The organism is Actinomyces sp. oral taxon 897 (assembly GCF_002999235.1).
In the GTDB taxonomy this organism is placed as follows: Bacteria; Actinomycetota; Actinomycetes; order Actinomycetales; family Actinomycetaceae; genus Actinomyces.
The window spans coordinates 1,954,080-1,979,632 of record NZ_CP027236.1; the positions used below are offsets into that span (position 1 = coordinate 1,954,080).

Genomic DNA, 25,553 nt, shown 5'->3' on the forward strand with positions numbered 1-25,553 from the left:
CACGAGGCAACTGGCTCTTGTCGTCATCAGTCCGTTACTATGCGCGAGCAGGAGAACCCCACCACCCCTGCCGTCCCGACGGCTACAACCGCCTTCCCGCCGGGTAGCACCACGACCGAGGAGGTCATATGAGTACCCGATTCCGTAACACCCTCGCCGTCTTCGTCCTCACCGGCTCCCTGGCCCTGGCGGGCTGCGGCTCCGACTCCAAGGAAGCCAAGGAGACCTCCACCCCCGGGACCAGCACGTCCCAGCAGGCACAGGGTGAGGCCACGTCAGCGGCACCCGACACGAAGACGTCAACCGCACCCGACATGAAGACGTCGGCCGCCCAGGGCACCACGGTCCCCGACGGTTACAAGGAGGTCACCGCTCCTACCGCCAAGATCACCTTCGCCGTCCCCCAGGACTGGGAGAACCTCGGAGAGCTCTCCGACAGCCAGCTTGAGGAGCTCGCCTCTAACGTGGACCAGAGCGTCGACCAGATAAAGACCCTGCTCGCTCAGCTCGACCTCTTTGTCATGGCTCAGGCGCCGGACGAGGCCGGCATCACCCCCAACCTCAATGTCGCCAAGCAGACCGTCCCGACCTCTGTGGTCCCGGACCAGAAGACGGTCGAGTCCCTGCTCCAGAAGCAGAACGCGACGCTGGACTCCTACGAGACCGTCGAGACCGCCAACGGTCAGGGTGTGCGCAGCGCCTACACCCTGACCCAGGCAGGTAAGACGATCAAGGGCGTCATGCTCATCCTGCCCAACGCCCAGAAGGCATTCACTGTGATCTACGTCTCCGGGTCGACGGCGGAGGAGGTCAAGGGCTTCGCTGACGTCGTGGTGCAGACCGCTCACTGAACTTGCTGAGCGTCCCCCGCGCAGCGGTCACCGTGGCACACGGGGAGAACCACTCGGAGAGGACCGACACCAGCCGGTGCGGGGTGCGGCAGTAGCCGTGCCCCGCACCGGTGCGGTCGACACCGGGTTCCCCTCACTCCCGAGGATACCTAGTCAGCAGGTTCCTCGCCCCTTGAAAGGCCCTGACGCCCGTTACCGGCCAGAACCTGCCCCGAGGCCAGCGGGCACCCGGACCAGATGATCACGCAGGTGACGCAGGAGCTCCACGCCCCCCGCAGAGCTGCAGGCCCGGGTAGACGAGCCCCCGCAGAAAGAGGCCGTCAAGACCCAGGTGCAGCTCCCTGGCAGCGGCCTCCGCCGCATCGGGCAGGACCGCGCCGCCGTGGCGCTCACCGCCCGCAGCTGAGTCCGCCACGCGCCCGCGCTGCCCACCACGCGCCCCCGCTCCTCCCTATACTCGGCTCCGTCCAGGCCGCTGACCGAGGGGACCACCATGACCGCACACTCACCGCGCTCGCGCGCCACAGTGGCCCTGGGACGCGCCGCGCGCCTCGCCGCCCGCCTGCGGGGCGGGGGTTCCGGCGGCACCGCCTTCCCCGGCCTGGTCATGGAGCGGGCCGACCCGGGCTTCCTGGCCCGGACACTGGGGGCCCTGCCCCACGGCGTCATCGTGGTCTCCGGCACCAACGGCAAGACCACCACCACCAAGATGGTGGTCGACCTCCTGCGCGCGTCGGGCCTGCGGGTCTTCACCAACCGCACCGGCAGCAACTTCGTGCGCGGCGTGCTGGCCGCCCTGCTCACCGAGGTGGACGCCTCCGGCCACCTGGACGCCGACATCGCCGTCCTGGAGCTGGACGAGGCCCACGCCGTCCACTTCGTGCGGGCGGTACGCCCACGCGCATGCCTCCTGCTCAACGTCATGCGCGACCAGCTCGACCGCTTCGGCGAGATCGACTACACGGCCTCCCTACTGCACACGGTGGCCAAGGCCACCACCGGCGTCGTCGTGGTCAACGCGGACGACCCCCGCCTGGCCGCCCCCGCCTTCACCGAGGACCTCAGGGCGCGCGTCGCCTCCTTCGGCGCCGGGCCCGCGCTACGCTCCCTGTTCCTGTCCGACGACGACCTGCGCACCGGCCAGGTGAGCACCCTGACCGACGCCGCCCCCGGCGGGCAGGCCACCGTCCTCCTGGAGTCCCTGCACGGCCAGGACGCCGTCCTGTCCCTGGCACCCCACGTGGCGCAGGCCCCGGACGCCCCCGGCACACCGGGCACCTCCGCCGCGTCCGGCACCCGCTCCACCCACGAGGTCACCTTCACCATCCCGGGTATCCACAACCAGCTCAACGCTTGCGCGGCCCTGGCCCTGGTCCTGGAGGTGCTGGGCCAGGACGCCGACGTCCCGGCGGCCCTGAGGGCCCTGTCGCACGTCCAAGCGGCCTTCGGGCGCGGGGAGGTCCTCCACCTCGACGGCCGGGAGGTCCAGCTGAGCCTGGTGAAGAACCCGGCGGGCTTCCGCATGGGGCTGCTGACCGCGGCCACGGCGCCCGGCCCCGAGACCGTCATGATCGCCATCAACGACGAGTACGCCGACGGCCGGGACATGTCCTGGCTGTGGGACGTGGACTTCTCGGCCCTGCGGGCCGAGGGCGTCGCGGTGGTCACCGGCGTACGCGCCTGGGACATGGCCCTGCGCCTGGCCTACGACGAGGTGCCTGCCGCCGCCGTCGAGCCGGACCTGTCCAGGGCCCTGGAGCGGGTGCGTACCGCCGCCCGCCAGGCCGACCGGCCCGTACGGATCTTCACCACCTACACGGCCATGCTGGCCCTGCGCGCCCGGCTGGGCGAGATCACCGACGTCGAGGAGGTCATGAAGTGAGCACCCCCCAGGCCAGTGGCGGCGCGTCCGGCGCCGTGCGCTACGAGCACACCACCGACGGCCCCGCCCTGGGCAGGCTGCGCATCCTCCAGCTCTACCCCCGGGACATGAACATCTACGGCGACTGGGGCAACACCCTGACCCTGACGCGCCGGGCACAGTGGCGCGGGTACGACGTCGAGCTGCTCTCCTACGACCCAGGTGACAGCCTGCCTGGCGACGTCCACCTCCTGGTGGGCGGCGGCGGACAGGACTCCGGCCAGGAGAAGATCAAGGAGGACCTCGTCACCCGGGGTGCGGACCTGCGGGCCTGGGCGGCCGACGGCCTGCCCATGCTGGTCATCTGCGGCCTCTACCAGCTCTTCGGCCACCGGTTCACCACCTCCGAGGGCGCCGAGATCCCCGGGGTGAGCATTATCGACGCCGAGACCGTGGGCGGCCCCAGGCGATTGATCGGCAATATCACCCTGTCCACGGACCTGGGCACGGTGGTGGGCTACGAGAACCACTCGGGCCTGACCACCCTGGGACCGGGGGCCCGGCCCTTCGGGCGGGTCACGCAGGGGGACGGCAACAACGGCAAGGACGGTACGGAGGGGGCGCGAGTGCACCACGTCATCGGCACCTACCTGCACGGCTCCCTCCTGCCCAAGAACCCCGCCGTGGCCGACTGGCTGCTTGAGCAGGCCTGCACGCGGGCCGGGGTCGAGTGGGTACCGGCCCAGCCGCAGGTCCCGGTGGCCCTGCCTGGCGGGGCGGACCTGGCCACCGAGGCCGAGCGGGCCCGGAAGGTGGCCCGCTCCCGCCCCCGCTGAGCCCTCCACCCCACCCCGTCCCACCCCCGTTCGCGAGAACGGTACTTATTTGTCGTGAGAACGGTACTTATTGCTCGTGAGAACGGGGGCTGTGGCTGACGGCAGTGCCGGTGCCGGACCTGCCCTAAGGAGCGCCGGGCCCGTGCGGCTTGCCGACGAGGAGCGCACTAGCCCGACGTGGAGCGCACCGGCCCGAGGCAGGCACCACACCTGGGCGCTACCTGGGCAGACACGACAGACAGGGGCACACACCCACCCAACAGTGAGGCACGTCACTCTAAGCGAGTGGCGCCCGGGCATGGCTGTCCGATATATTCCTACTCCGTTGCACGACGCCACGGCGTCGTGGGGCGCCTGGAGGATTCGCCTAGTGGCCTATGGCGCACGCTTGGAAAGCGTGTTGGGTGCAAGCCCTCGGGGGTTCGAATCCCCCATCCTCCGCCACCCCTGGGACCGCGACGGTTCCGGGGCCTTGTTTTGTGTCCTTGTTCACACAGTGCCCCGCAGCTCGACCAGCACCTCGATCCGGCCGCCTGAGACCCACCCACGAGGGCACCCCTCCCACCAGTACGGGACGCAAGAGGCGTCCCGGTGAGTGCGTCCCGAATCAGATGCCGGCGTCGCCCCCGGGCGGCAAGTCTCTCGTGTCGAGGGGGGTGCGTGAGGTCATCAGATGCGTCCGACGACAGGCTGAAAACTCTTCCGCCTGCCCCGACGCAGCTCGGCGCCCAGGCGCCGGGCCTCAAGGGCCTTCCTAGCCTTCTCCGCCAGGTCCTGCTCCCTAGTACCGACCGGGGGGCGCAGGGCCGGGGTGGTCGGCTGGGTGGGGGAAGGTGGGGTAGGGGATGCCGTCGTCGTGGTCATGAGGATCCTCCTAGATGTGGTGGTCTACCTACCCTAGGGCGGCGGCCCCACGGATACCAGAGTGGCCGAGACAACACGACGAGACCTTCCCCGCGGCTACCTCTTGGGGGACGCCACCTTGACCCTGGCGACCGAGATCCGCCCGCGCCCGCACCGCCCCACCAGCCGATTCGGCACCGCAGCCGTTGTCGGGTACACTGCTGCCCGGCCCCTCGTGCGGCGTTATCTCGCGAACTCCCCCAGGACCGGAAGGTAGCAAGGGTAAGCGGGCTCTGGCGGGTGCACGGGGGGTCCTTGACTCACCGCCGGTCCCAACCCCGGCCGCACTCCTGCACCTTCTCACACATCTCACTGCGCCACCGCTCCGGACCGCACCGCCGTCGCTACCCTCGCCCCGCCAGGGCGACGGCGGCGGGAGTCCCCAGACCCTGGTGACGTGGCGGAGAACGTCTATGAAGTTTAATGACATCGTTGCCACGGGACTCAAAAACATTCTCCCGACACACCTAGAGCCCTACACCCGCAAGGTGCTCGGTGAGGCGGCGCTGACCCGGTTGAGGTACCGGACGGGGGCCGACGCCGAGCCCCTCAGGCTCTCCCAGGCGGCAGTCCAGCTGGACCTCCTCATTGACCCTCCCCACGGCTCGCGACGACCGGTGAGAATGGACCTGCGCAGCAAGCTGCGTGAGGCACGCAAGCACCTCCATGACATAGACCACGGCCTACCACTCACCTACGACCAGGCTCAGACGACTCTTACTCTTATTAAAGAGATTCTCACCATGGTCAACGTCCCGGACGGTGTCCTCGCAATTGAGCAGCTTGCAGAGACGCTCAGACGCTCCGCCAGCACCCCTCCTGTAGCGCCCCACACTAACCGCACTCAGCTACCGCCCCGCACCGACCGTACCCAGCAGAAGACCTCCTGGCCGCACCCGACGGACACACCCCGCACACGCACCCCTACAGGTGCTCCCCGTATGGAGCCCTCTCGCACGGAGGCGCCCCGGCCAGGGCCGGGCGCCGTCCAGGCCACCGCGAGACCGCACCACCCCTCGGCGTCACCGGCCCCCTCCCGCCCCTGGGGCAACCCGTTCGAGGACGTCGTGGTCGAGGCCTGGTGCACCCCCGTCATTAGCTACGCCCACGCGGTGGTGGGCCGGGGACTGAGCATGACCGTCCGCGTGTCCGCGCCCGCCGCCCAGGACACGGGCGGCACGCCCAGCACCCCGCCGTCCGACCGCTCCACCGTACCCGGGCGCCCCCGCGGCGCGACCGGCCTGAACCGCTCCCACCCCGCGACGCCCCCGGGCAGGCCGCTCGGCAGCCGCCTGCCGCGCACCGTCGCCGTCACGCTCAGGATCCGTCACGAGCAGGGGTACGAGCTCACCGAGCCGTGGCACCTGACGTGGGACACCGCCAGCCACCCCGTCCTGAAGGCGACCCGCCGCCTGCCCCTCAACCGGGCAGGCCTGCTCCGGGTGACCCGGGAGGGGCGCGCCCGCATCCAGGTCACGCTGGACGCGCGGCCCCAGGCCTCAGCCCAGCCGCGTCCCGGGGCCGGACCAGCCCCCTCGGCGACCCGTGCCCAGGCGACCCGCTACTCGGTGACCCGCCTTCCCGGCGCACTGACCGTCCTGCCTCCCCGGCGGTGGATACTGGCCGGGGACACGACGTGGGCCGGGGACGCCCTGGCCACCTTCGTCCAGCCGACCCAGTCCGCCGTCCGGACCCTGGCGGCCGAGGTGCTGGGGCGCCTGCGCCCGGGCAGTCCCGCCAGCCCACCACGGGCCAACACGCCACGCGCCACCACCCCGTCCCCGAGCGGCCCCGGCTCACCCGAGGAGGCCGACGCCCTCGTCTACGCCGTCCTGGCAGCCCTGCACCGTCGCGGGCTCCGGGCCACCCAGCCCCCCGCGCCGTGGGACCGCGTGGCCTTACCCATACGTCCGGGCGCCTCCCTGCTCGACCTGCGTCGGGGCAGCACGCTGGAGCTGGCCGTCCTCATCGCCAGCGTGCTGGAGCACCTGGAGGTACCCGCCCTGCTCCTCCTGACACCCACGCACGTCCTCGTGGGCTACCAGCGCCAGGCCGGGGCAGTGGCGGCCTCCTCGCCCGAGGCGGTCATCGACCTGGTCAAGCGGGGCGTGGTGGAGCTCATTGACCCCGCCCTCCTGGCCTTCAACGACCTCGCGCCCAGCCAGGAGGGCCCCAGGACGGTCCTCACCCCGGCGGACCTCGCGCTCACGGTCTCGATCGGCGCCGCACGGGCAGGCAGGATCCTCCCCCAACCCGATCCGGGCCACCAGGACCCCACGACGCAGGTCCCGGCGCCCACCAGCACCCCCACCCCGGTACCCGCCCGCCCAGGGGCCGCGCCCGCGGACCAGCCGACCGGCCCCAGCCCAACCGGACCCGCCCCCAGCCCCAGCGGTCCCGGCCCGGCCAGCCCAGGCGGCTCAGGCCCCGCTAACACCAGCCCGACCGGCCCCGGCCCAGACGGCACCACGGCTACCGGCCCGGTGCCTCAGCGCGTCGAGGAGTGGAAGCAGAGCCTCCTCGATCTGAGCACATACAATCCTCTTATACATATTCCATCATACAATAACAATATTCCATCTGCCGGCAATATGCCCAAGGACGTCGTCGAGCTCCTCATGCCCGGGCACCTCGTCAGCCAGCTGGAGGACCGGGTCAACGCCAAGGACCTTATCGCCCTGGTCCCGGCCGACTCGGACGTCCGGCAGGGCACCCCCCAGGCAGACGCCCTGGCCACCACCCTGCTCACCGAGCACAGGACGGTGCAGGTCAACCTGGCCACCAGGCACTACCAGCCCGTCCTCGCCTCCCTCACGGACCGTTCCCAGAGCTCCATGAGCGAGACCGGGGCCAGCAACCTCTACCTGGCTATCGGGACTCTGAGGTGGCAGACGTCCGAGAAGCAGGTGCGCTCACCGCTCATCCTCATCCCGGTCACCCTCGGCCTCACCGAGGAGGGCTACGTCCTGACCCCTGACGAGACGGTGGTCTCCACCCCGAACCACTCCCTGGTCACCCGCTTCAAGGCCGACACCGGCATCGAGCTCACCGAGCTGGTCAACCCGCAGCGGGACAGGCACGGCATTGACGTGGACGCCACCATGAAGGCGATCCGCCTCAGGCTCCACCAGGCGCACAAGGACAAGGAGGTCACCCTCGCCCCCACCGTCCACCTCGGGCTGTTCCGCTTCTCCCCCTACCGGATGTGGCAGGACCTGGAGGACTCCTGGCGCACCCTCGCCGCCAACCCGCTGGTGTCCCACCTCATTGAGGCCCCCGGGCACGACTTCGTCGACCCGGCAGGGGTGCCCGCCAGCGAGCCCGGCCTCGACGCCGTCGTCGAGGACCTGCCCCTGACCGCCGACGCCACCCAGGCCCGGGTCGTGGCCGAGGCCGTGACCGGGCACAGCCTCGTGGTGGAGGGGCCGCCAGGGACGGGCAAGTCCCAGACGGTCGCCAACCTCGTCTTCCGGGCCCTGGCCACCGGTAAGACCATTATGTTCGTGGCGGAGAAGCAGTCGGCGCTCGACGTCGTTGCCCGCCGACTGCGCCAGGAGACCGGCATCGGCCCGCTCCTGCTCAACCTCCACGACAACAGCGTCAGGTCCGCCGAGGTGCGCGACACCCTGCGCACGGCCTACAGCCTGGACCCCGGGACCGTGGACGCGGCCCGCCTGGCAGCCGACCGCGAGCGCCTCCGGGCACTGCGCTCCCAGCTGGAGCGCTACCGGACCGCCCTGCACAGGCCCAACGGGTCGGTGCGCTCCTACTACGACGCCCGCGCCCGGCTGGTGGCCCCCCGCGCGGACGGCCCCCAGGACGAGACGTTGAGGCTCTTCAAGGAGCTCTCCCACCGCACCGGGCTCGACTCCTTCGACCCGGCCGCGCACCGCGACCTGGTGGAGGACTACCGTCAGGCGCAGGCCCGGGTGCGCGCCGCCCTGAGCCAGGAGGCCCTGGCCGCCGTGGCCCGGCGTCGCGACAAGGTGCTGGCCGAGGCGGGTCGCAGGGCCCAGGAGCTGCGTCAGGAGATCCTCCACCGCAAGGGCATGAGCATCCAGGAGCTCATGGGCGCCTACGGGGACCTGGTCACCGCGCTGACGCCCTGCATCCTGGCCTCCCCCGACTCGGTGGCCCACTTCCTGCCCGCCCGACGCCGGTACGTGGACATTGTCGTCTTCGACGAGGCCTCCCAGATCCGGGTGGCCGCCGCCGTGGGGGCCATAGGGCGGGGGCGCTCGGCGGTCATTGTGGGCGACCCCCGGCAGATGCCGCCCACGGCCACCGCCAGGCCCCGCGGCGCCGCCGGCGGGGAGGTGGCGGACGAGACCTCGGTCCTCACCCGGTGCCTGGACGGCGGGGTGGCCAGCTACCGGCTCGGCTGGCACTACCGCAGCCGGGTGGAGTCGCTCATCGCCTTCTCCAACCAGCGCTACTACGACGGGACCCTGGCCTCCTTCCCCAGCCCGCTGGCCATGGCCGCCCGGCCCGACGACTCCCCGGACGGGTACGGGATCTCGCTGCGCCGCGTCCAGGGCACCTACATCAGCCCCGAGGAGCGCCACCACCACCCCCAGGCGCGCCCGCGGACCAACCCCCGTGAGGCCCGGGAGATCGTCAACGAGGTGCTCCTGCGCCTGAGGGCCTCAGAGTGCACCCCCTCCCTGGGCGTCATCACCTTCAACGCCGCGCAGAGGGACCTTATTGAGCGCTTCCTGCGGGAGGGGCCCGACGCCGACCGGGTGGCCAGGGCCCTGGAGGAGCCCGACGGGCTGTTCGTGAAGAACCTGGAGAACGTGCAGGGCGAGGAGCGGGACACGATCCTGTTCTCGGTGACCTTCTCGGCCGACTCCAGCGGCAGGGTACCCCTGAGCCTGGGCCCCCTGTCCCAGGCCGGAGGGGAGCGCCGCCTCAATGTGGCCGTCACCCGGGCGCGGCGGCAGGTCCTGGTCTTCTCCAGCTTCGACCCCGAGGACCTGCACGCTGAGCGCTCCAGGCACCAGGGTCTCAAGGACCTGCGCGCCTACCTGGAGCTGGCGCGCGACGGCGGGGTGCCGCCCTGCCTGTCCTCCCCGGCCTTCGCGCTGCCCGTGGACTGGCACCGCCACGAGATCGCCGAGGCGCTGCGCTCACGGGGGCTGACGGTCCACGTCGGGGTCGGGCACTCGTCCTTCGCGGTCGACCTCGTGCTGGCCCGTCCTGACCAGCCCGACCGGCCGCGGGTGGCGGTGCTCCTGGACGGGCACGAGTGGAACCAGCGCGGCACGGTCACGGACCGCGACCTGCTCCCGGTCGACGTGCTGCGGCAGATGGGGTGGGAGCGGGTCGAACGGATCTGGATGCCGGAGTGGGTCAGGGACAGCCGGGCCGTCACCGACCGGCTCCTGGCGGCGGTCGGGTGGGACGGGGGCGCCGGGGCGGGCAGGGCCACCAGGCCAGGCGCGGACACCGGGAACGCCGGGCCAGGCGCGGCCGCCGGGGCAGGCGACGCTACCAGGGCGGACACCACCGGGGCCGCTCCGGCTGCCCCACCGGCCGGGGCGGGCAGCGCCGTCGGCACTACCCCGGCTACCACCGGCCCCGACGCCCTCGGTCCTGCCTCTGCCCATGCGGCACCGGCTGGCCGGGTGCCGGAGTACGTGGCGTGGAGGCGCACCCAGGTACGACCCCGGAAGGTCCTGGACCGCGCCGAGGCGGGGCCGGGGCAGGACCCCCAGGCCCGTGCCGAGGTGATCAGGGTGGCCAAGGAGATCTGCGCCGTCGAGTCGCCGCTGAGGTACCCCCGCCTCGTGCGCAAGGTCTGCTGGGCCTTTGACCTGTCGCCAGTATTCGCCTCCCGCGAGCGGAAGGTGCGTCGGATCCTGGGCAGCGCCTTCGCCTACGTCGACGAGGAGGACTTCGTGTGGGCCAGCATGGACAGTGTGCGCACGGCACCGCCCTGGCGGCGCAACGCCCTGGACCACGTGGAGCGGATCGAGGACATCCACCCCCGTGAGCTGGTGGCCCTCATGGCCCAGGTCCGCTCTGCCAGCCCCGCCTGGATCTCCAAGGACGACCTGTTTCTGGAGGTACTCAAACGTCTTAGTACCAAGAAACGCAGAATCACTCCTAGCAGGCGCGAACATTTGGAAAATATATTGATACTACTTCAAAATGATGAGATGGGAACGAGAAGCATTGTTTAATATGATAACCAGGTAGGCGGTGCCCCGGGAGGAGGCCGGACGCCAGCAGGCCCCTGAGCGCGTTCTCGCACGACGTCGGCCCGGCCGATTAGGCTCGGGGCGTGACCACCGCCCTGTACCGCCGCTACCGCCCCGACACCTTCCAGGACGTGATCGGCCAGGAGCACGTGACCGCCCCGCTCATGGCGGCGCTGCGGGCCGACCGCGTTACCCACGCCTACCTCTTCTCCGGCCCGCGCGGCTGCGGCAAGACCACGAGCGCCCGCATCCTGGCGCGCTGCCTGAACTGCGAGCACTTCCCCACCGACACCCCCTGCGGGCAGTGCCCGAGCTGCCGGGACCTGGCCACCGGCGGCCCCGGGAGCCTGGACGTGGTGGAGATCGACGCCGCGTCCCACAACGGCGTGGACGACGCCCGTGACCTGCGCGAGCGTGCCGCCTTCGCCCCGGCGCGGGACCGCTACAAGATCTTTATCCTCGACGAGGCCCACATGGTCACCGCCCAGGGCTTCAACGCCCTGCTCAAGCTGGTCGAGGAGCCCCCGGCGCACGTGAAGTTCGTCTTCGCCACCACCGAGCCGGAGAAGGTGATCGGCACCATCCGCTCACGCACCCACCACTACCCCTTCCGCCTGGTGCCGCCCGACGTCCTGGAGGGGTACCTGGGCCACCTGTGCTCCGCCGAGGGCGTGAGCGTGGGGGCCGGGGTCTTCCCCCTGGTGGTGCGTGCCGGCGGCGGCAGCGTGCGTGACACCCTGTCGGTCATGGACCAGCTCATGGGCGGGGCGACGGAGGGCACCGTGGACTACGCGCGCGCCGTCGCCCTCCTGGGCTACACCGACGTCACCCTGCTGGACTCCTGCGTGGACGCCATTGCGGCGGCCGACGGGGCCGGGGTCTTCCGGGTGGTGGACCGGGTGGTCACCTCCGGGCACGACCCGCGCCGGTTCGTGGAGGACCTGCTGACGCGGCTGCGGGACCTGCTGGTCATCGCCCTGGCCGGGGAGGAGGCCGGGCCCGCCCTGGGCTCCCTGCCGCCCGGGGAGCTGGAGCGCATGGAGGTTCAGTCCCGCACCATCGGCGCCGCCGGCCTGTCCCGGGCGGCGGACATGACCGCCCAGGCCCTGGGGCAGATGGTGGGCGCCACCTCACCGCGCCTCCAGCTGGAGCTGCTCATGGCCCGTCTGCTGGTCCCCGCCCAGCCCGCCCCGGGCGCTCAGGCAGCGGGCGCCCCGGCCGGCGGGGCTGCGGGGACACGCGGCGCGCCCGCCAGGACCGGGACGGGCGCGGGCAAGGACGCAGGCCCCGCCGGTACCTCCGGACGGGCGCGGGCGGCCCAGATCGCCCAGCGCTCCGCCAGCGCCACGGGACCGGCGGCCTCCTGGCGGCCCGAGGCCTCCCCTACCCGCATTGACTGGGACGCCGCACAGGGGGCGAGCGAGCAGCGGCGCGCGACCGGCCCGCAGGCGGCCCCCGGCGCCCAGGCCGCACAGGGGGCGCCCCCGGCAGCCCCGGCAGCCCCGCAGGGCTGGCAGTCCCCCCAGGAGGGGCGGCCCCTGGAGGCCACCTACCAGGACCGGCCGGGCCCGCGGGCCCGGCCCCCGGCCCCTGGCGGGCACCCGGCTGCCAGCGGGCTTCCAGCCTCCGGCGGGCTCCCGGCTGCCGGCGGGATTCCGACTGCTGGCGGGACCGCGACCTCTAGCGGGCTGCCAGCTGCTAGCGGGCCCGCGGACCCGGCCCTCCGGCGGGGCGAGCACCAGGGGCAGCGCACGGCGCCCGCGCAGGGGCCGACCGGCCCAGGTGCCGCTGACGCCGAGATGCTGCGCGCCCGCTGGGAGGAGGTGCTGGACTCCGCCAGACGGAGCCGCCGCGCCACCTGGGCCCTGGTCAAGCCCAACGCCCAGCCAGGCCCCCTCCACGAGGGTGTCCTCACCGTCCTGTTCACCGCCCCCGGGCTGGTCAACGCCTTTGAGAACGGCGGCCACGGCCCGATCCTCGCGGCAGCGATCCACCAGGCCCTCGGCCTGAGGGTGGAGGTCCACGCCGTCCTGGCCGGAGGGGACGGGCCGGCAGGTCCCAGTGGGCCCGGCGGGAGGTCTCCGGGGGACGGCCCCGGCCGCTTCCGCGGTCCCGGAGGCAGTGGCCCCGGAGGCGGGGGTATCAGTCCCGGAGGCGGTGGCCCCCGCCCCGAGCCCGGGGCCGCCGGCGAGGAGGCCGACCCCTTCGCCCACTACGAGGAGCAGCCGCCGACCGCTGTCGCGAGTCCTGCGGGGCTGGCGAGCCAGCCTGTCCCCACGGGCCCTCCAGCCTCTCCCCCGGCCTCACCCGCGGCCCTCCAGACAGCCTCACCCGCGGCCCCTCCAGCACCTCACCCGGAGGCGGCCTCACCGACCTCCTCCTGGGAGGCCACTCCAGCACCTCCAGCGGCGGCCCAGGCGGTCTCACCGGCCCCCCAGGAGGACGGCTGGGGGCCGGTGGCCGTTCCTGGCCAAGGTCCCACCACCACCGGGCACGACGCCACAGACCATATACCATCGGTGCATACCGACGCTTCTGAGACACCATCCCTGTCTCAACCTATTAAATCACCCGTATCTGCATCTCCAGCACCTCCTCCTGCCTCAGCGCACACCCCCTCCGCAGCACACGCCGTCACCCCGGCGGCCCCTTCCACCTCGGCGCACGCCGCCTCGGCCCCCACCGCGGGGTCGACCGCCTCGGCCCCCGGCCCCCGGCCCGGCTCCTGGTCACCCCACACCTCACCCCAGCGCGCCGCCGTCGCCTGGGATCCGGGGCCCGCCGTCGAGCAGGCACCCCCCGAGCCGACCACCCAGCAGGAGCCGCACCTGGCCACCGTCCACCGGCTGCACCCCCTGCCCTCCCTGCCCGCTCCCGACCCGGCCCCGAGCCCCGTAAGCCGTCTGGCCCCGGTCTCCTGGGACGGCCCGGACGCCTCCCCGGACCCGGACGCCCCCCAGCGGGCCGACTCGGGCCGCACTGACGAGGACGCCCCCGCCAGCCTCCCCGACGGCGTGCCCGAGCCCGGCAGGACCGAGGGACCGGCGCCGGAGGCGGGCACATCCCCGCCGAGCGCGCACATGAGCGCCGCCGAGCGCGCCGCCCGGGCCGCGGCACGCCAGTCACGCCCCGGCCGGCGGGGGGCGCGCTCCGTCGTCGCCCTCGAGGACGACGTGCCCAGTGAGGACGACGAGGACGCCGAGGAGGCGGGCGCCGTCGGGCTGGACGTGGTCATCCGCCTCCTGGGGGCCACGGTCATTGAGAACGTCACCGTGACGCAGGAAGGACGCTAATGCCAGTCATCTACGAGGGGGCCGTGCAGGATCTCATTGACGAGTTCGGCGAGCTGCCCGGGATCGGCCCCAAGACCGCCCAGCGCCTGGCCTTCCACGTCCTGTCCTCCGACTCCGCGGCCGTGGAGCGGCTGGTGGACGCCCTGCACGCGGTCAAGGCCCGGGTGCGATTCTGCGAGCAGTGCGGCAATATCGCCGAGGACACCCTGTGCGCCGTCTGCAAGGACCCGCGCCGGGACGCCTCGGTCATCTGCGTGGTGGAGGAGCCCAAGGACGTTGTCGCCATTGAGCGCACCCAGGAGTACCGGGGGCTCTACCACGTGTTGGGAGGGGCTATTGACCCCATTAACGGCGTGGGGCCCGACGACCTGAGGGTGCGGGAGCTCCTGACACGCCTGGGCAGCGGGAACGTCGTCGAGGTGATCCTGGCCACGGACCCGAACGTGGTGGGTGAGGCGACGGCGGCCTACCTGACCCGCATGCTGCGCACCCTGGAGGTGCCGGTGAGCCGGCTGGCCTCCGGTCTGCCCGTGGGCGCGGATCTGGAGTACGCCGACGAGGTGACCCTGGGACGCGCCTTCGAGGGACGCCGTCGCGTGGAGTGAGGACCCCCAGCGGCCGCCAGCTATCGTCCTGCTTGACCCTCACGCGGCGTGAGGCCCCATGGTCCCGCCTATGAGAGACGCTGGGACCGTGAGCAGGACAGACCACCCACGCACCGACGCCCGTCCGGAGGCACCCGACGCCGTCGCCTGGGGGCAGGACGCCGCTGGCACAGGGGAGGCTCCCGACCTCACCGTGGGGGCGGTCGCCGCCCTCGCGGGAGTGAGCGTGCGCACACTCCACTACTGGGACACCATCGGGCTGGTCCGCCCCTCCCAGCGCTCCTGGTCGGGCTACCGGCTCTACTCCCCGGCCGACGTCACCCGCCTCCACCAGGTGCTCGTCTACCGTGAGACCGGCCTGCCCCTGGCCTGCATCGGCGAGCTCCTGGACGACCCGGGGACGGACGCGCTGGCCCACCTCAGGCGCCAGCGCGACCTCCTGACCGAGCAGCTCTCACGCACCATGCGGATGGTCCGCGCCGTCGACACCCTTATTGACAGGACGCTGAGCACCGTAGGCACCTCACCGCGGTCCGGGCCCCTGAGCCCTGCCGAGCAGGCCGAGATCCTGGGGACGGACTGGAGCCCGCAGTACGTCGCAGAGGCCCAGGAGCGCTGGGGGGACACCCCGGAGTGGGCTGAGGCCACCGCCCGGCAGGCCGCCATGACCCGTGAGGACTGGGAGCAGGTCAAGGCCCGGACGCTGGCCCTGGAGGCCGACCTCGTCGCGGCCATGGCCCGTGGCGTGGAGCCGGGCAGCCAGGAGGCCAACGCCCTGGCCGAGCGCCACCGTGCCGACCTGGGCCAGTGGTTCACGGTGACCTACCCCAAGCAGGTCCTCATTGCCCGCGGCTACACCGCCGACCCGCGCTTCGCCGCGCACTACGACCGCCAGGCACCCGGCCTAGCCGCCTGGCTCCAGCAGGTGGTCAACGCCAATGCCATCGCCCACGGCGTGGACGTGGAGCACGCCACCTGGTGCTGAGCGGTCCCGCACTCCCTGCAGGTTCTCACACCCCGTCGTCGGCACCACTGTCCGGAGCCAGGCAGGGAAGGCGGCGGCGCAGGGTGGGGCCACGCAGCAGGGCCGCGACCAGCCCCGGCTGCGTCGCTCAGGCCAGGCGCACCCCCTGGGGCAGCTGTCCTACCGGGACGTCCAGGCGGCGGGAGGCGGTCCACACGCCCCCGGCCCCAATGCCCAGGAGCACCAGCAGGCTCACGGGCCAGAAGGCCAGGTGCTGCAGCTCGTCGCGACTACGTCGGTCGGACTCATTCTTATTCTTACTTGATTCCTCGCAGTACCTGATGACAATCTCTCTCGGCTCAGGCGTACGCATTGCGTCCATAGCCCACCCCGAGGCCTCGAGGAAGGACTTCCCTCCGTACCTGTACTCGCTCTTCGGCAGGGGGGCACGCGCTGAGACGTCACTGAGGATAATGTAGGGGTTGGGCGCGAGCATCCACCAGATCCACTCGCCGTGGACGACCTCCCGGCTGTCGACCTCAGGCTTTTCCCTGCACACCCTGCGGTTGTTGTCGGACTTGTCGTAGTCTATATGGTAGACAACGCGGGTCTGGGTCGTCGTCACCGAGTTGGAGGCTATGAGCGCGCACAGGGGCGTCCCGATAGTCAGCATGACGACCACGAGGTAGGACAGGACCGCCGACGCCGAGGTCCGCGCCGTCATGGCGGACAGGCCCAGCCCGACGCCGCACACCGAGCCCAGGGTGACGACGAGCACCAGGACGTGCCCCAGGAAGGCGAGCCACGAGGCGCCACCCGCCAGGGTCAGTACGAGCAGGAAGGGCAGCGCCACCGCCAGGAAGGCCACGGCCGCCACCCAGGCGGCCAGGAGCTTGCCGACGGCGATCTCCCGGCTGCGCAGCATGGTGGCCTGCAGCAGGGCCAGGGTGGCGTCCGCCCGGTCGCCGTTGACCGACATGGCCGACAGGGTGGGGGCCACAATGAGACCGATCCCCAGGACGAAGCACAGGATGAAGTTGTACAGGGCCTCCGAGGCGTAGTCGTAGCCATCACCGGGGTTGAGCAGCGACGTCAGCCCGAGGCACACCAGGACCAGGACCAGCGCCCAGATCCCCAGCATGACCTTCCAGCGGGTGGCCCTCACCCGCTGACGCAGCTCCAGCACCATGACCGTGCGGATCCCTGACCAGCTCATCGGCGCTCCTCCTCCATTGACAGGTAGGTCTCCTCCAGCAGCCCGGTCACCGGAGCGAAGGAGACCACCTTGACTCCGGCCCGTACCGCCTCACCCAGGATCGCGCAGGCCGCGGCCTGGTCGGGGACCGTCAGCCGGAAGGACTCGGGGTCCTCCTCCTTCAGGGGCGTCCGGTCGCCCTGGCTCCAGGCCCTCATGGCGGCGTGGGAGTCCTCACCGGGCAGGATCCTCATGCGCCAGACAGTGCGCACCGAGGTCGGCCGCACCGGGACCACGGTCGGTACGGGCGGCACCCCGATCGCAGGGAGGCCGGGCTGGCCCAGGGACGCGCCCTCTGAGGCCGAGCCTGCCGACGGCTCCGCGGGAGCGGTGCCGGGTGGGGCCGACCCGGCAGCGTCCGGCGAGGAGGACGAGGCTCCCGACCCCTGGCCCAGGCCGTAGGGGGCTGTGCGGGAGGGGGCCTCGTCCTCCTCGCCGGTGCGCAGCGCCTGGCCCCTGGAGACGAAGACGGCGCCGTCGATCATCTCCTCCAGCTCGCCCAGGACGTGGCTGGAGATGAGCACGGTGACGCCCCCGTCGGCCAGCGAGCGCAGGAGCTGGCGCAGGTCGGCCCGTGAGCGCGGGTCCATCCCGGCGGCAGGCTCGTCGAGCAGGAGGACGCTGGGGTAGTGGATGAGCGCGCGGGCCAGGCCCAGGCGCTGCTTCTGGCCCCGGGACAGGACCCGAGCGGGGGCGGCCGCCATGTCCTCCAGGTGGACGACGGCCAGCATCTGGGCGGCGCGCCCGGCCGCCTCCCGGGTCTCGACCCCCTGGGCGACGGCGAAGGTCTGGAGGATCTCGGTGCAGGTCAGGGAGTCCCAGGTGCCGAAGCTGTCCGGCATCCACCCGACGACGCGGTGGACCTCTCGGGGCTGGGTGACCGGGTCGAGGCCGTTGACGCGGATGGTCCCGGTATCGGGGCGCAGGAGGGCTGCGAGCATGAGCAGCAGCGTGGTCTTGCCAGCGCCGTTGGGACCCACCAGGCCCGTGACGGCGCCGCTGGGTACGGACACACTCAGGCCCCGCACCGCAGGGGCGCCGCGGAAGGTACGGGTCACGTTGATGACCTCAACACTCATAAAAAGATGCTACCGGAGAGAACAGGTTACGTACAGGACCTGTCCGCAGGTGTCGTAGGGGTCCTGCGTTGCGTCTGCCCTGGGCTCGTCGAGCGGGCAGGTGTCGTAGGGGCCGGGGACGAGGCTCGGCCGTGCCGGGGCCAGCCGCGCAGGCGTCGTAGGGCTGGCGGCGGGACCGTCCATGCCGGGACCGGCTTTCGACACGCTCCTGTGCCCGGCCTGCTTCCCCGCGGGCCGCATCCGTGCCGGGACCGTCCATGCCGGGGCCAGACCGAGCCCGGCGCCGCCCTCCACGTCGGGCCACCGCGGTTCCCGTCCAGGGCCGGGGCCGGCCGCGCGGGCGTCGTGGGGCTGGCGGCGGGACCGTCCATGCCGGGGCTGGCCACGGGGCCGCGCACCTGGCACCACGGATCACATAAGGCTCACCTCAGTAAGAGTGGGAGACTGGCCCCATGATATCGCCCTCCCTGACCGCCGTCTCCACCGCCCACGTCAAGACGGACAGGCCCGCCCGCTACGGCCGCCAGCTGACCAGCCACATGGGACGGAAGATCTCGGCCGCCTGGGACGAGGCGTCGTCCACCGGGAGCCTGGACATGAACCGGGGCGGGACCTCCACCGGGGTCTGCGACCTGTCCTGCCAGCCCGGGACACTGGTGCTGAGGCTGAGCTCGGACGAGGAGCACCTGGCCCACCTGGAGGAGGTCATCGGCATCCACCTGGCCCGGTTCGGGAGCAAGGACGCCCTGCGTGTCTCCTGGGTGCGAGCGGACGGCTCCGCCGGCACCACGCAGGGCCCGCTGACCGCCGAGGACCTGGCCACCCGCGCCCGGCGCCGCGAGACCGCCTAATCCTGCCCCGGAGTCCGCCCCGCCTTCCTCGCCGCCGCAGAATAAAGCCCCGGCGAGACCTAACCCCGCCCGGGGCCGCCCTCGACTGTCTCTAGGCAGGTTGGTAGGGATGCACGCCTAGCCCTGCCCCCGGGAGCTGCCCGTCCTGCCTACCCCGGGCGCCGCCCGCCACGGCTGCGTTGATCCCGGCTGACGGGCCCGCCCCTCCTGCCTGCCCTGGGCGTCGCCCGCTTGGGTACTGATCAGCCCTGACCCAGGTGAACGCGCTCTCGTGTAAGTAAACGCGCTCTGGCTCCGGTGGACGCGCTCCCACGCATATGGACGCCACTTAAGGCGACGTTCACATACGCTAAATGGCGTTCACACGCACGAAACGGCGTTCATATACGCGAAGGCGCGTCCAGCCCCAGGCCGGTAACGCCCAGGCTCAGGCCGCCCGGCCCGCCAGCAAGTGGGCGAACTCGGCAAGAGCCTGCTAGCCATGGTCCTGGCCGCACCGGCCCATCGGCACTGCTCCACGGCGTCCTGGACTGCCTGGGCCCGTTCACCGGCCTCGGTCAGGGCACTGTGGACAAGCCTGCCCGCGGAGGCCGTTGGCTGCCAGTCCGGCCCCGGACGAGGCGGTGGACCGCCTGCCCGCAGAGACCGTTGACCACCAGGCGCTCACGTATCCCGACCAGGGCGGGCTCTTCCAGGCCATCCAGGGCTGCGACAGCCTCACGTGTGGCGCTGCGAGGCGTCAGGACGCGCCCAGGTCCAGGAGGAGTCGGTGTACTCCTCCTCGGTAGGCTCCAGGACGCCCAGGACCATGGCGAGCGCCTCCGGGCCGCCTAGACGCGCCTGCATATCGGGGCGGTTGCCAAGAGCACCCAGGAGCCGCTCCAGCTGCCGGCAGGAGACCGGGAGTACCACACAGAGAACTGCACCGGCCCACGACCCTGGGACTCAATGCGCACACGCCCTGAGACCGCCGTCACCCGTGGTTCCCGGTCCCAGGGGAGGAAGTCGCCGGAGGAGTCGGTGCGCGTGACCTGCACCCCCATGGGGCTCAGGAGGATCCCCGGTCGTACCGGGCCACCACGGTAGATGATCCTCACCAGGTAGAAGGCCGCTTCCAGGCCGAGGGCCCCGATCAGCCCCCCGGCCAGGACCGGCACGTGGTCACCGGCCAGGAGCGCCGCAAGCACGGTCAGCGGCGCCAGGGCTGCTATGAGCCTCAAGGCCAGGCCCCAGGCAACGAGCTCACGGGAGCCCAGCATCCTCACGCCCTCAGGCGACGCCGTCCAGGCCGTACGCCCCCGGGCGCGGCAGCGGCGCAGGCGCACCATGCTCAGCAGGTAGGTCCCGCAGAGGCAGCCGAGCCAGACCACCACCGCGACCAGGAGCACGCCCGCACCAGCCCACCAGGCCAGGGCCGCACCCATGGCGGTCGCCAGGGACAGCAGCGCGAAGACCCATATCGCCCGGTGCTGGCGGCGGTCCTCCCACGTGCACCCGGCCGACGGGACGTGCGGCGGGACATGGGGCAGGCCGTACAGGGCGGACATAGTGACGATAGTACGTTCCCGGTCAGCTGCCTGACGCACCCGAGTCCCTCCGAGCGCCAGGCTCGGCGCGCTCGGCTCGGTGGGCCCCTGGGTCCTGACCACCCAGGCCCTGGGCCCGGCTCGCGGTGTACCCGGTTCGGTGCTCCGGCTCGGTACCCCGGATCTTGGTGTACCCAGCTCGGTGGCCCGGCTAGGCGTCCCGCGCCCCGTCCCATGAGGACAGCAGAGGCTTACGCCATGCCGTCCGCTCAGAACCGCCTCTGGGCCTCGGGCCCGGGGGTGGGGTCCCCGCAGCGCCTGGCGGGCCTTACCGGACCTGCTCGGGGGTGACCCCGGGACAGTCGGGATCCCTGCAGCGCCTGGCGGGCCTCAGCTGGCGTCTCCGCCGTCGACGTCGTCCTGCCGGAGCCGGGCCTCGACCCGCTCGACCTTGGCGCTCAGCTGTCCCGTCCAGCCGGGGCGGATGTCGGCCTTGAGGACGAGGGCCACGCGGGGGCTCACCTCGGCCACGGCCTGGCAGGCAGCCTTGACTACCGCCATGCACTCGTCCCACTCCCCCTCAATGGTGGTGAACATGGAGGTGGTCTCACTGGGCAGGCCGGAGCTGCGCACCACGCGCACGGCCCGGGCCACCGCCTCGGACACCGAGCCGTCAGGCGCGTCGGTAGTGGTGGGGGACACGGAGAAGGCGACGAGCATGCCCCCAGGTTAGCCGGACCAGCCGAGCTGGTGTTGGCTGGCCGACCAACCAGGCTAACCAGAGCAACCGAGCTGGCCCGGCGCGCCCTGCCACGTACCGCGGCAGCTCGAAAGGGCAGCCGGGCTGGCGCAGGGCACACCCCGCCCCACGACCAAGGGGACCGGCATTGATCTCAGCGCGAACGGGCGCTCTCATTCACCCATGCTCCCACGGATGAGGGGACCAGCATACGGAGCACTACGGAGAACTGCGTGTAGGGGAACATTCTGTGCACAGGAGAACATTTTGTACAGAGAGTAACCGATTGCGCACAAAGTAACCAATCCAGGTCACTTTGTGCGCAAAACGTCCCGCTCTGCACAAAATGTTCCCCTGTGCGTGGTAGCCGCCAGAGGACTAGGTCCCGGCCTGTTCGAGCCCTTTGAGCTGGTCACCGTGGTCCGCCCGTGAGGTGGTGAGCTGGTGACGCAAAAGTGCGGGGTGGCCCCTGACCGCCCGTGCCCGCGCGTGGATGCGCCGGGCCGGGGGGTCTTAATGCACCTAGCGGTGCGGGGTGCTCCCTGACGTTCCAACCGAGCGGATCCTGGCAGTGCTCCCGAGTCTTAATGCACCTAGCGGTGCGGGGTGCTCCCTGACGACCCCTACAACCAGAAAGGTTACTATCATGGAGTCTTAATGCACCTAGCGGTGCGGGGTGCTCCCTGACCCCTGCTCCTGGGAGGCGCGTGGTTGCAACGTTTCCAGGGGCTGGATCGCCACCGGCCCTGCGGGGCCCTTAATAATGTCCCTGATCCTACCACGCAGGGTCTCAAGACTTGCGGTTCTAAACCCGTCTCCGGAAAATCGATTGCACTTATATTCCAGTGGAGTCGTCCTGGCCGCGTGAGCCCTGGCATCACCCACGCCCCGACCTCACGCGGCACCCTGCGAGACCTCAGGACACGCCCAGCTCCAGGAGGAGTCGGAGTACTCCTCCTCGGTGGACTCCAGAACATCCAGGACCGTCTGAAGAGCATATGGTCCGTCAAGTCGGTGACGCTTTGAGACGCTGCGAGAGAAGGTGTCCAGCAGCCGCTGGAACTGACGGCACGACACCGGAAGGAGCGACATGGGGAACCGCATCTCATCAACTCTTCCTTGTGTGTTAACAAGCAGGTCCCCGCCGTTTACGTGCGAGGCCGAGGGCTTCTGCGACCAGGGAATGAAACTGCTTTGCCCCGTGATCCGGGTAAGCCGAACACCCTCACCCGTAACGAGGATGCGCTCCCTCGCAGGCAGACTCCTCCAGAAACAACGTACAGCGCCCACGGAAGACAGTACGAACGCGACGCCAAGGAAAGACCCTGGAAGATAATCGCTGCAAATCATTTCGAACGCGCCAGAGAAAGCAAATGATAAATACAGTACCCACGGCGCCAGATCAAGTATCATCAATTCTCGTGGCACCTCCATAACGACTCCACTTTCAGTCGCCGACCACAGAGAGCGCCCTGCCCTCATATAGTGTCTCAAACGGATCAACGACACCGCATAGATCGTGAACATCCCACCTAGAGGAAGATAAGCCAAGAATATTACTGGATCCTCTAGCACGGCCAGCAGAAGAAGCGGGGACGATAATGCCGCACCCCCGGAGAATATCATTGTATTCTTACGTCGCCCTCGATCCGCCTCGGCGCAGGTCCCAATGCGTCTGCTCCTCAGCCAAGAAGGCCATATAAGTTCATATTCTTCTAACATTAGGATTTCTCCAGCACCCCACGACAGTGTGGCTGGACCACCTTCCAATGTTCTCCGCAGGCCGCACTGGGCCCGCCTGAGCACGTGAGCCTTGGCATCACTTCCTCTTCCTGTCGCCCAGATTCTGAGGGCCTCGCCTGGCCGCGTGAGCCCTGGCATCACCCACGTCCCGGCCTCCACGCGCCACCCTGCGAGACCTCAGGAGGCGCCCAGGTCCAGGAGGAGTCGGAGTACTCCTCCTCGGTGGGCTCCAGAACGTCCAGGACCGTCTGAAGAGCGTGCGGCCCGTCAAGCCGACGTCGCCACTGCCTCGAGGAACGGGGCGAGAAGGCATCCACCAGACGCTGGATCTGACGGCTCGACACCGGCACGTAGGCCATAGGGAACTGCCAACCCTCATGTAGGTCGCTTGTCCCGATAAAAAGGGACGGCCCTCTGCCTCCCTGGACGACCGGCTCCTGGGACCAGTCAAAGGACACCTGCTCGCCATTGATCCGGGTAAAACGGATCCTCTTGCCGTCAAGGAGGATACGCTCAGCCTCCGGCCCCCCTTCCCGGAACATAAGCACAAGATATACTGACCCGCAGATTCCGGCACCGCCGACAGCTCCTCCGGAAACAGCGGGAGCCCCTAGGGCGTGAATCAGGACCGCCCCTGGAAGACCGAGCATCATGAGCCCCCACGGAACCAGTTCCCAGACAATGATCTCCCGGGGAACCACCATGGTCACACCACGATCTGTGCCACGCCAGAGGCATCGGCCTTCACGTATGTACGACCTGATCCGGGCAAATGAGATGCTGTAGACCAGGAAGATGATACCGGTCCACAGGAGGATAATCATTATCCCGTACGCCCCGAACGCTGACAGGAGCGCGCCCAGAAAACACGAAGCCGTCATGACGCGCAATATCGTCAAAGTATTGACACGCTTACGGTCATACTTATCGCAGGCCCAGAGCTCGTCATCTTTCTTCAACAACACAGGCTCCTATCGCTGCAGGGCGAGCGCGCCGCCTCGGCGCAGCTGCCACCAGATCCCCGGTCATAACCTCACCACCACTTTCTCCGGTATTGCGCACGGTGCCGCGAGGCGTCACGAGGCGCCCAGGTCCAGGAGGAGTCGGCACACTCCTCCTCGGTAGGTTCCAGGACGTCCAGGACCGTCTGAAGAGCGTACGGCCCATCAAGCCGGTGACGCTTTGAGACGCTGCGAGAAAAGGTGCCTAGCAGACGCTGGAACTGACGGCACGACACCGGAAGTAGAAACATGGGGAACCGCATACCGCCAACTTTTCCTTTTGCGTTAATAAGCAGTTCACCACCGTTTACGTGCGAGGCCGAGGGCTTCTGTGACCAGGGAATGAAACTGTTTTGCCCCGTGATTCGGGTAAGCCGAATGCCCTCACCTGTAACGAGGATGCGTTCCCTCGCAGGCAGACCTCTCCAAAAACAACATATAGCACCCACGAGAGACAGTGCGCCCACGATGCCAAGGAAAAATCCCAGAAGGTCATCATCAAAAATCATCTCGAGCGCGCCACAAAAAGCAAACGACCCATACAGCACCCATGGCGTCAGATCAAGTATTATCAATTCCCGTGGCACCTCCATGACGATCCCACTTTCAGTTGCTGACCACAGAGAGCGCCCCATCCTCATATAGTGTCTCAAACGGATCAGCGACACCGCGTAGATCGCGAACAGCGCGCCCAGGGGAAGATAAACCAAGAGTATCGATGGAGCCCCTAGTTCGACCAACAGAAGAAGCGGGACCGATAACGCCGCGAGCCCGGAGCACATCACTGTATTCCTACGTCGTCCTCGATCCACCTCGGCGCAGGTCCCAATGCGCCTGCTCCTCAGCCAAAAAGGCCATGCGGGCCCTTCTGTCATGAAGATTCCTCAAGAACCCCGCAACAGTGTGGCTGGACTACCTTCCAATGTTCCTCGCAGGACGCACCAGACCCGCCTGGCCGCGTGAGCCCTGGCATCACCCACGCCCTGACCTCACGCGCCACCCTGCGAGACCTCAGGACGCGCCCAGGTCCAGGAGGAGTCGGAGTACTCCTCCTCGGTAGGCTCCAGAACGTCCAGGACCGCGGTGAGGGCCTCCGGACTGCTCAAAGACGCCTGCAGTCCAGGGTCGTTGCTGAAGGCGTCCAGCAGCCGCTGGAGCTGACGGCACGACATCGGCACATAGCCCATGGGGAACTCCAATCGTCCGGGGTAGTATGCTGCCTCGATAAGAGCGCCTTGCCAGCTGGCACCAATGACCGCTGGCCTCTGCAGCCAGCTAATGGATACGTGCCCGCCAGTGGCCCAGGTAAAGCGGACGCCTTCATCGTGAAGGAGAATCCGTTCTACCTCCATGCCTCCGTTCCAGAGAATGCTCACAATGTGCATGGAACCGTAGATCCCAGCACCAGCGAAAAAGCCTACGGCAACCGCATTCCCTCCCAACGCACGCACCAAGACCGCCCCAGGAATACCGAGCGTCATAAGCACCCACTCGATCAGCTCCCGCATAACGAGATCGCGAGGAACCTCCATGACCACGCCCAGGGCATTAGCGTGCCAGAGACGCCTGCCTCCAAGCAGGCACGACCTGACTCGGGCCAGTGACACGCTGCATGACAAAAAGGCTATGCCAGCCCACAAGCTGATAACCAGTATGTAGTACACGCCCAGTGCGAACAGGCAGGCAACCAGAAAGCTGAGAGCCGCCGTAACACGACACGATATTAGCCCTCTTCTGCGCCTGCGATCAAACTCGCCACAGGTTAACACCTTATTCGTTTTCTTCTTCAGCACGACCCCCTCCCGACATCCAGCCCACATACGGGCGGGACAATGGTCTGCGG

At 69.8% G+C, this 25,553-nt stretch carries 17 protein-coding genes, 1 tRNA gene and 1 other RNA gene; 10 read left to right on the plus strand and 9 right to left on the minus strand.

Annotation, left to right across the window (positions count from 1 at the left end):
- Positions 1-128: 128 nt before the first annotated feature.
- The 4 genes from C3V41_RS07865 (at position 129) to C3V41_RS07885 (ending at position 3,992) form a co-directional block, all read left to right on the plus strand.
- Positions 129-851 carry a hypothetical protein gene (locus tag C3V41_RS07865; RefSeq protein ID WP_106109815.1) on the plus strand — a complete coding sequence of 241 codons (723 nt, stop codon included), beginning with the start codon at positions 129-131 and terminating at the stop codon, positions 849-851.
- Between the two features lie 493 nt (positions 852-1,344).
- On the plus strand, positions 1,345-2,733 hold the full coding sequence (locus tag C3V41_RS07875; protein ID WP_106109817.1) for a Mur ligase family protein: 1,389 nt from the start codon (positions 1,345-1,347) through the stop codon (positions 2,731-2,733).
- Positions 2,730-3,548: a type 1 glutamine amidotransferase gene (locus C3V41_RS07880; protein WP_254423522.1), complete on the plus strand. Its 819-nt coding sequence runs from the start codon at positions 2,730-2,732 to the stop codon at positions 3,546-3,548. Before C3V41_RS07875 ends, C3V41_RS07880 begins: the two co-directional genes overlap by 4 nt.
- 356 nt (positions 3,549-3,904) lie before the next feature.
- A tRNA-Ser gene (locus tag C3V41_RS07885) sits at positions 3,905-3,992 on the plus strand.
- A gap of 225 nt (positions 3,993-4,217) precedes the next feature.
- Here C3V41_RS07885 and C3V41_RS12860 read toward each other — a convergent pair.
- Positions 4,218-4,412 (minus strand): hypothetical protein, encoded by a 195-nt coding sequence (locus C3V41_RS12860; protein WP_129591529.1) that lies wholly within the window; start codon positions 4,410-4,412, stop codon positions 4,218-4,220.
- A 203-nt stretch (positions 4,413-4,615) separates the two neighbouring features.
- Here C3V41_RS12860 and ffs point away from each other — a divergent pair.
- The 5 genes from ffs to C3V41_RS07910 all read left to right on the plus strand — a co-directional run bounded on the left by ffs (position 4,616) and on the right by C3V41_RS07910 (position 15,537).
- Positions 4,616-4,711: signal recognition particle sRNA small type (ffs, locus tag C3V41_RS07890), an RNA gene on the plus strand.
- Between the two features lie 681 nt (positions 4,712-5,392).
- Entirely contained in the window at positions 5,393-10,636 is a 5,244-nt protein-coding gene (locus tag C3V41_RS07895) for a DUF4011 domain-containing protein (RefSeq protein WP_106109818.1), read from the plus strand.
- A gap of 101 nt (positions 10,637-10,737) precedes the next feature.
- A complete protein-coding gene (locus C3V41_RS14210) occupies positions 10,738-13,947 on the plus strand; it encodes a DNA polymerase III subunit gamma and tau (RefSeq protein WP_106109819.1) in 3,210 nt (1,069 codons plus the stop codon).
- Positions 13,947-14,552, plus strand: a complete 606-nt coding sequence (gene recR, locus C3V41_RS07905) for a recombination mediator RecR (RefSeq protein ID WP_106109820.1) — start codon at positions 13,947-13,949, stop codon at positions 14,550-14,552. The genes C3V41_RS14210 and recR overlap by 1 nt, the downstream gene beginning before the upstream one ends.
- Before the next feature lie 88 nt (positions 14,553-14,640).
- Positions 14,641-15,537 carry a MerR family transcriptional regulator gene (locus tag C3V41_RS07910; RefSeq protein ID WP_254423523.1) on the plus strand — a complete coding sequence of 299 codons (897 nt, stop codon included), beginning with the start codon at positions 14,641-14,643 and terminating at the stop codon, positions 15,535-15,537.
- A 127-nt stretch (positions 15,538-15,664) separates the two neighbouring features.
- Here C3V41_RS07910 and C3V41_RS07915 read toward each other — a convergent pair whose 3' ends face one another.
- Together C3V41_RS07915 and C3V41_RS07920 are read right to left on the minus strand one after the other, a co-directional pair.
- Complete coding sequence (locus C3V41_RS07915) at positions 15,665-16,732, minus strand: ABC transporter permease (protein WP_106109822.1); 1,068 nt, start codon at positions 16,730-16,732, stop codon at positions 15,665-15,667.
- On the minus strand, positions 16,729-17,850 hold the full coding sequence (locus C3V41_RS07920) for an ABC transporter ATP-binding protein (protein WP_106109823.1): 1,122 nt from the start codon (positions 17,848-17,850) through the stop codon (positions 16,729-16,731). The genes C3V41_RS07915 and C3V41_RS07920 overlap by 4 nt, the downstream gene beginning before the upstream one ends.
- Before the next feature lie 452 nt (positions 17,851-18,302).
- On the opposite strand from C3V41_RS07920, the gene C3V41_RS07925 reads away from it, so the two are divergent.
- Positions 18,303-18,701: a DUF2218 domain-containing protein gene (locus C3V41_RS07925; protein ID WP_106109824.1), complete on the plus strand. Its 399-nt coding sequence runs from the start codon at positions 18,303-18,305 to the stop codon at positions 18,699-18,701.
- Positions 18,702-19,418: 717 nt separating this feature from the next.
- Here C3V41_RS07925 and C3V41_RS14215 read toward each other — a convergent pair.
- The 6 genes from C3V41_RS14215 to C3V41_RS13810 form a co-directional block, all read right to left on the minus strand.
- Positions 19,419-19,547 carry a hypothetical protein gene (locus tag C3V41_RS14215; protein WP_302475970.1) on the minus strand — a complete coding sequence of 43 codons (129 nt, stop codon included), beginning with the start codon at positions 19,545-19,547 and terminating at the stop codon, positions 19,419-19,421.
- Positions 19,532-20,248, minus strand: coding sequence for a hypothetical protein (locus C3V41_RS07935; RefSeq protein ID WP_106109826.1), 717 nt, complete (start codon positions 20,246-20,248; stop codon positions 19,532-19,534). Before C3V41_RS07935 ends, C3V41_RS14215 begins: the two co-directional genes overlap by 16 nt.
- A 369-nt stretch (positions 20,249-20,617) precedes the next feature.
- Positions 20,618-20,947 carry a thiamine-binding protein gene (locus tag C3V41_RS07940; RefSeq protein WP_106109827.1) on the minus strand — a complete coding sequence of 110 codons (330 nt, stop codon included), beginning with the start codon at positions 20,945-20,947 and terminating at the stop codon, positions 20,618-20,620.
- A 913-nt stretch (positions 20,948-21,860) separates the two neighbouring features.
- Complete coding sequence (locus tag C3V41_RS07945) at positions 21,861-22,070, minus strand: hypothetical protein (protein WP_106109828.1); 210 nt, start codon at positions 22,068-22,070, stop codon at positions 21,861-21,863.
- A gap of 776 nt (positions 22,071-22,846) precedes the next feature.
- The gene (locus C3V41_RS13805; protein WP_254423524.1) at positions 22,847-23,668 is read right to left on the minus strand and encodes a hypothetical protein; all 822 of its coding nucleotides are present in this window, start codon (positions 23,666-23,668) and stop codon (positions 22,847-22,849) included.
- A 1,031-nt stretch (positions 23,669-24,699) separates the two neighbouring features.
- Positions 24,700-25,503, minus strand: coding sequence for a hypothetical protein (locus tag C3V41_RS13810; RefSeq protein WP_254423525.1), 804 nt, complete (start codon positions 25,501-25,503; stop codon positions 24,700-24,702).
- Between the last annotated feature and the right edge of the window lie 50 nt (positions 25,504-25,553).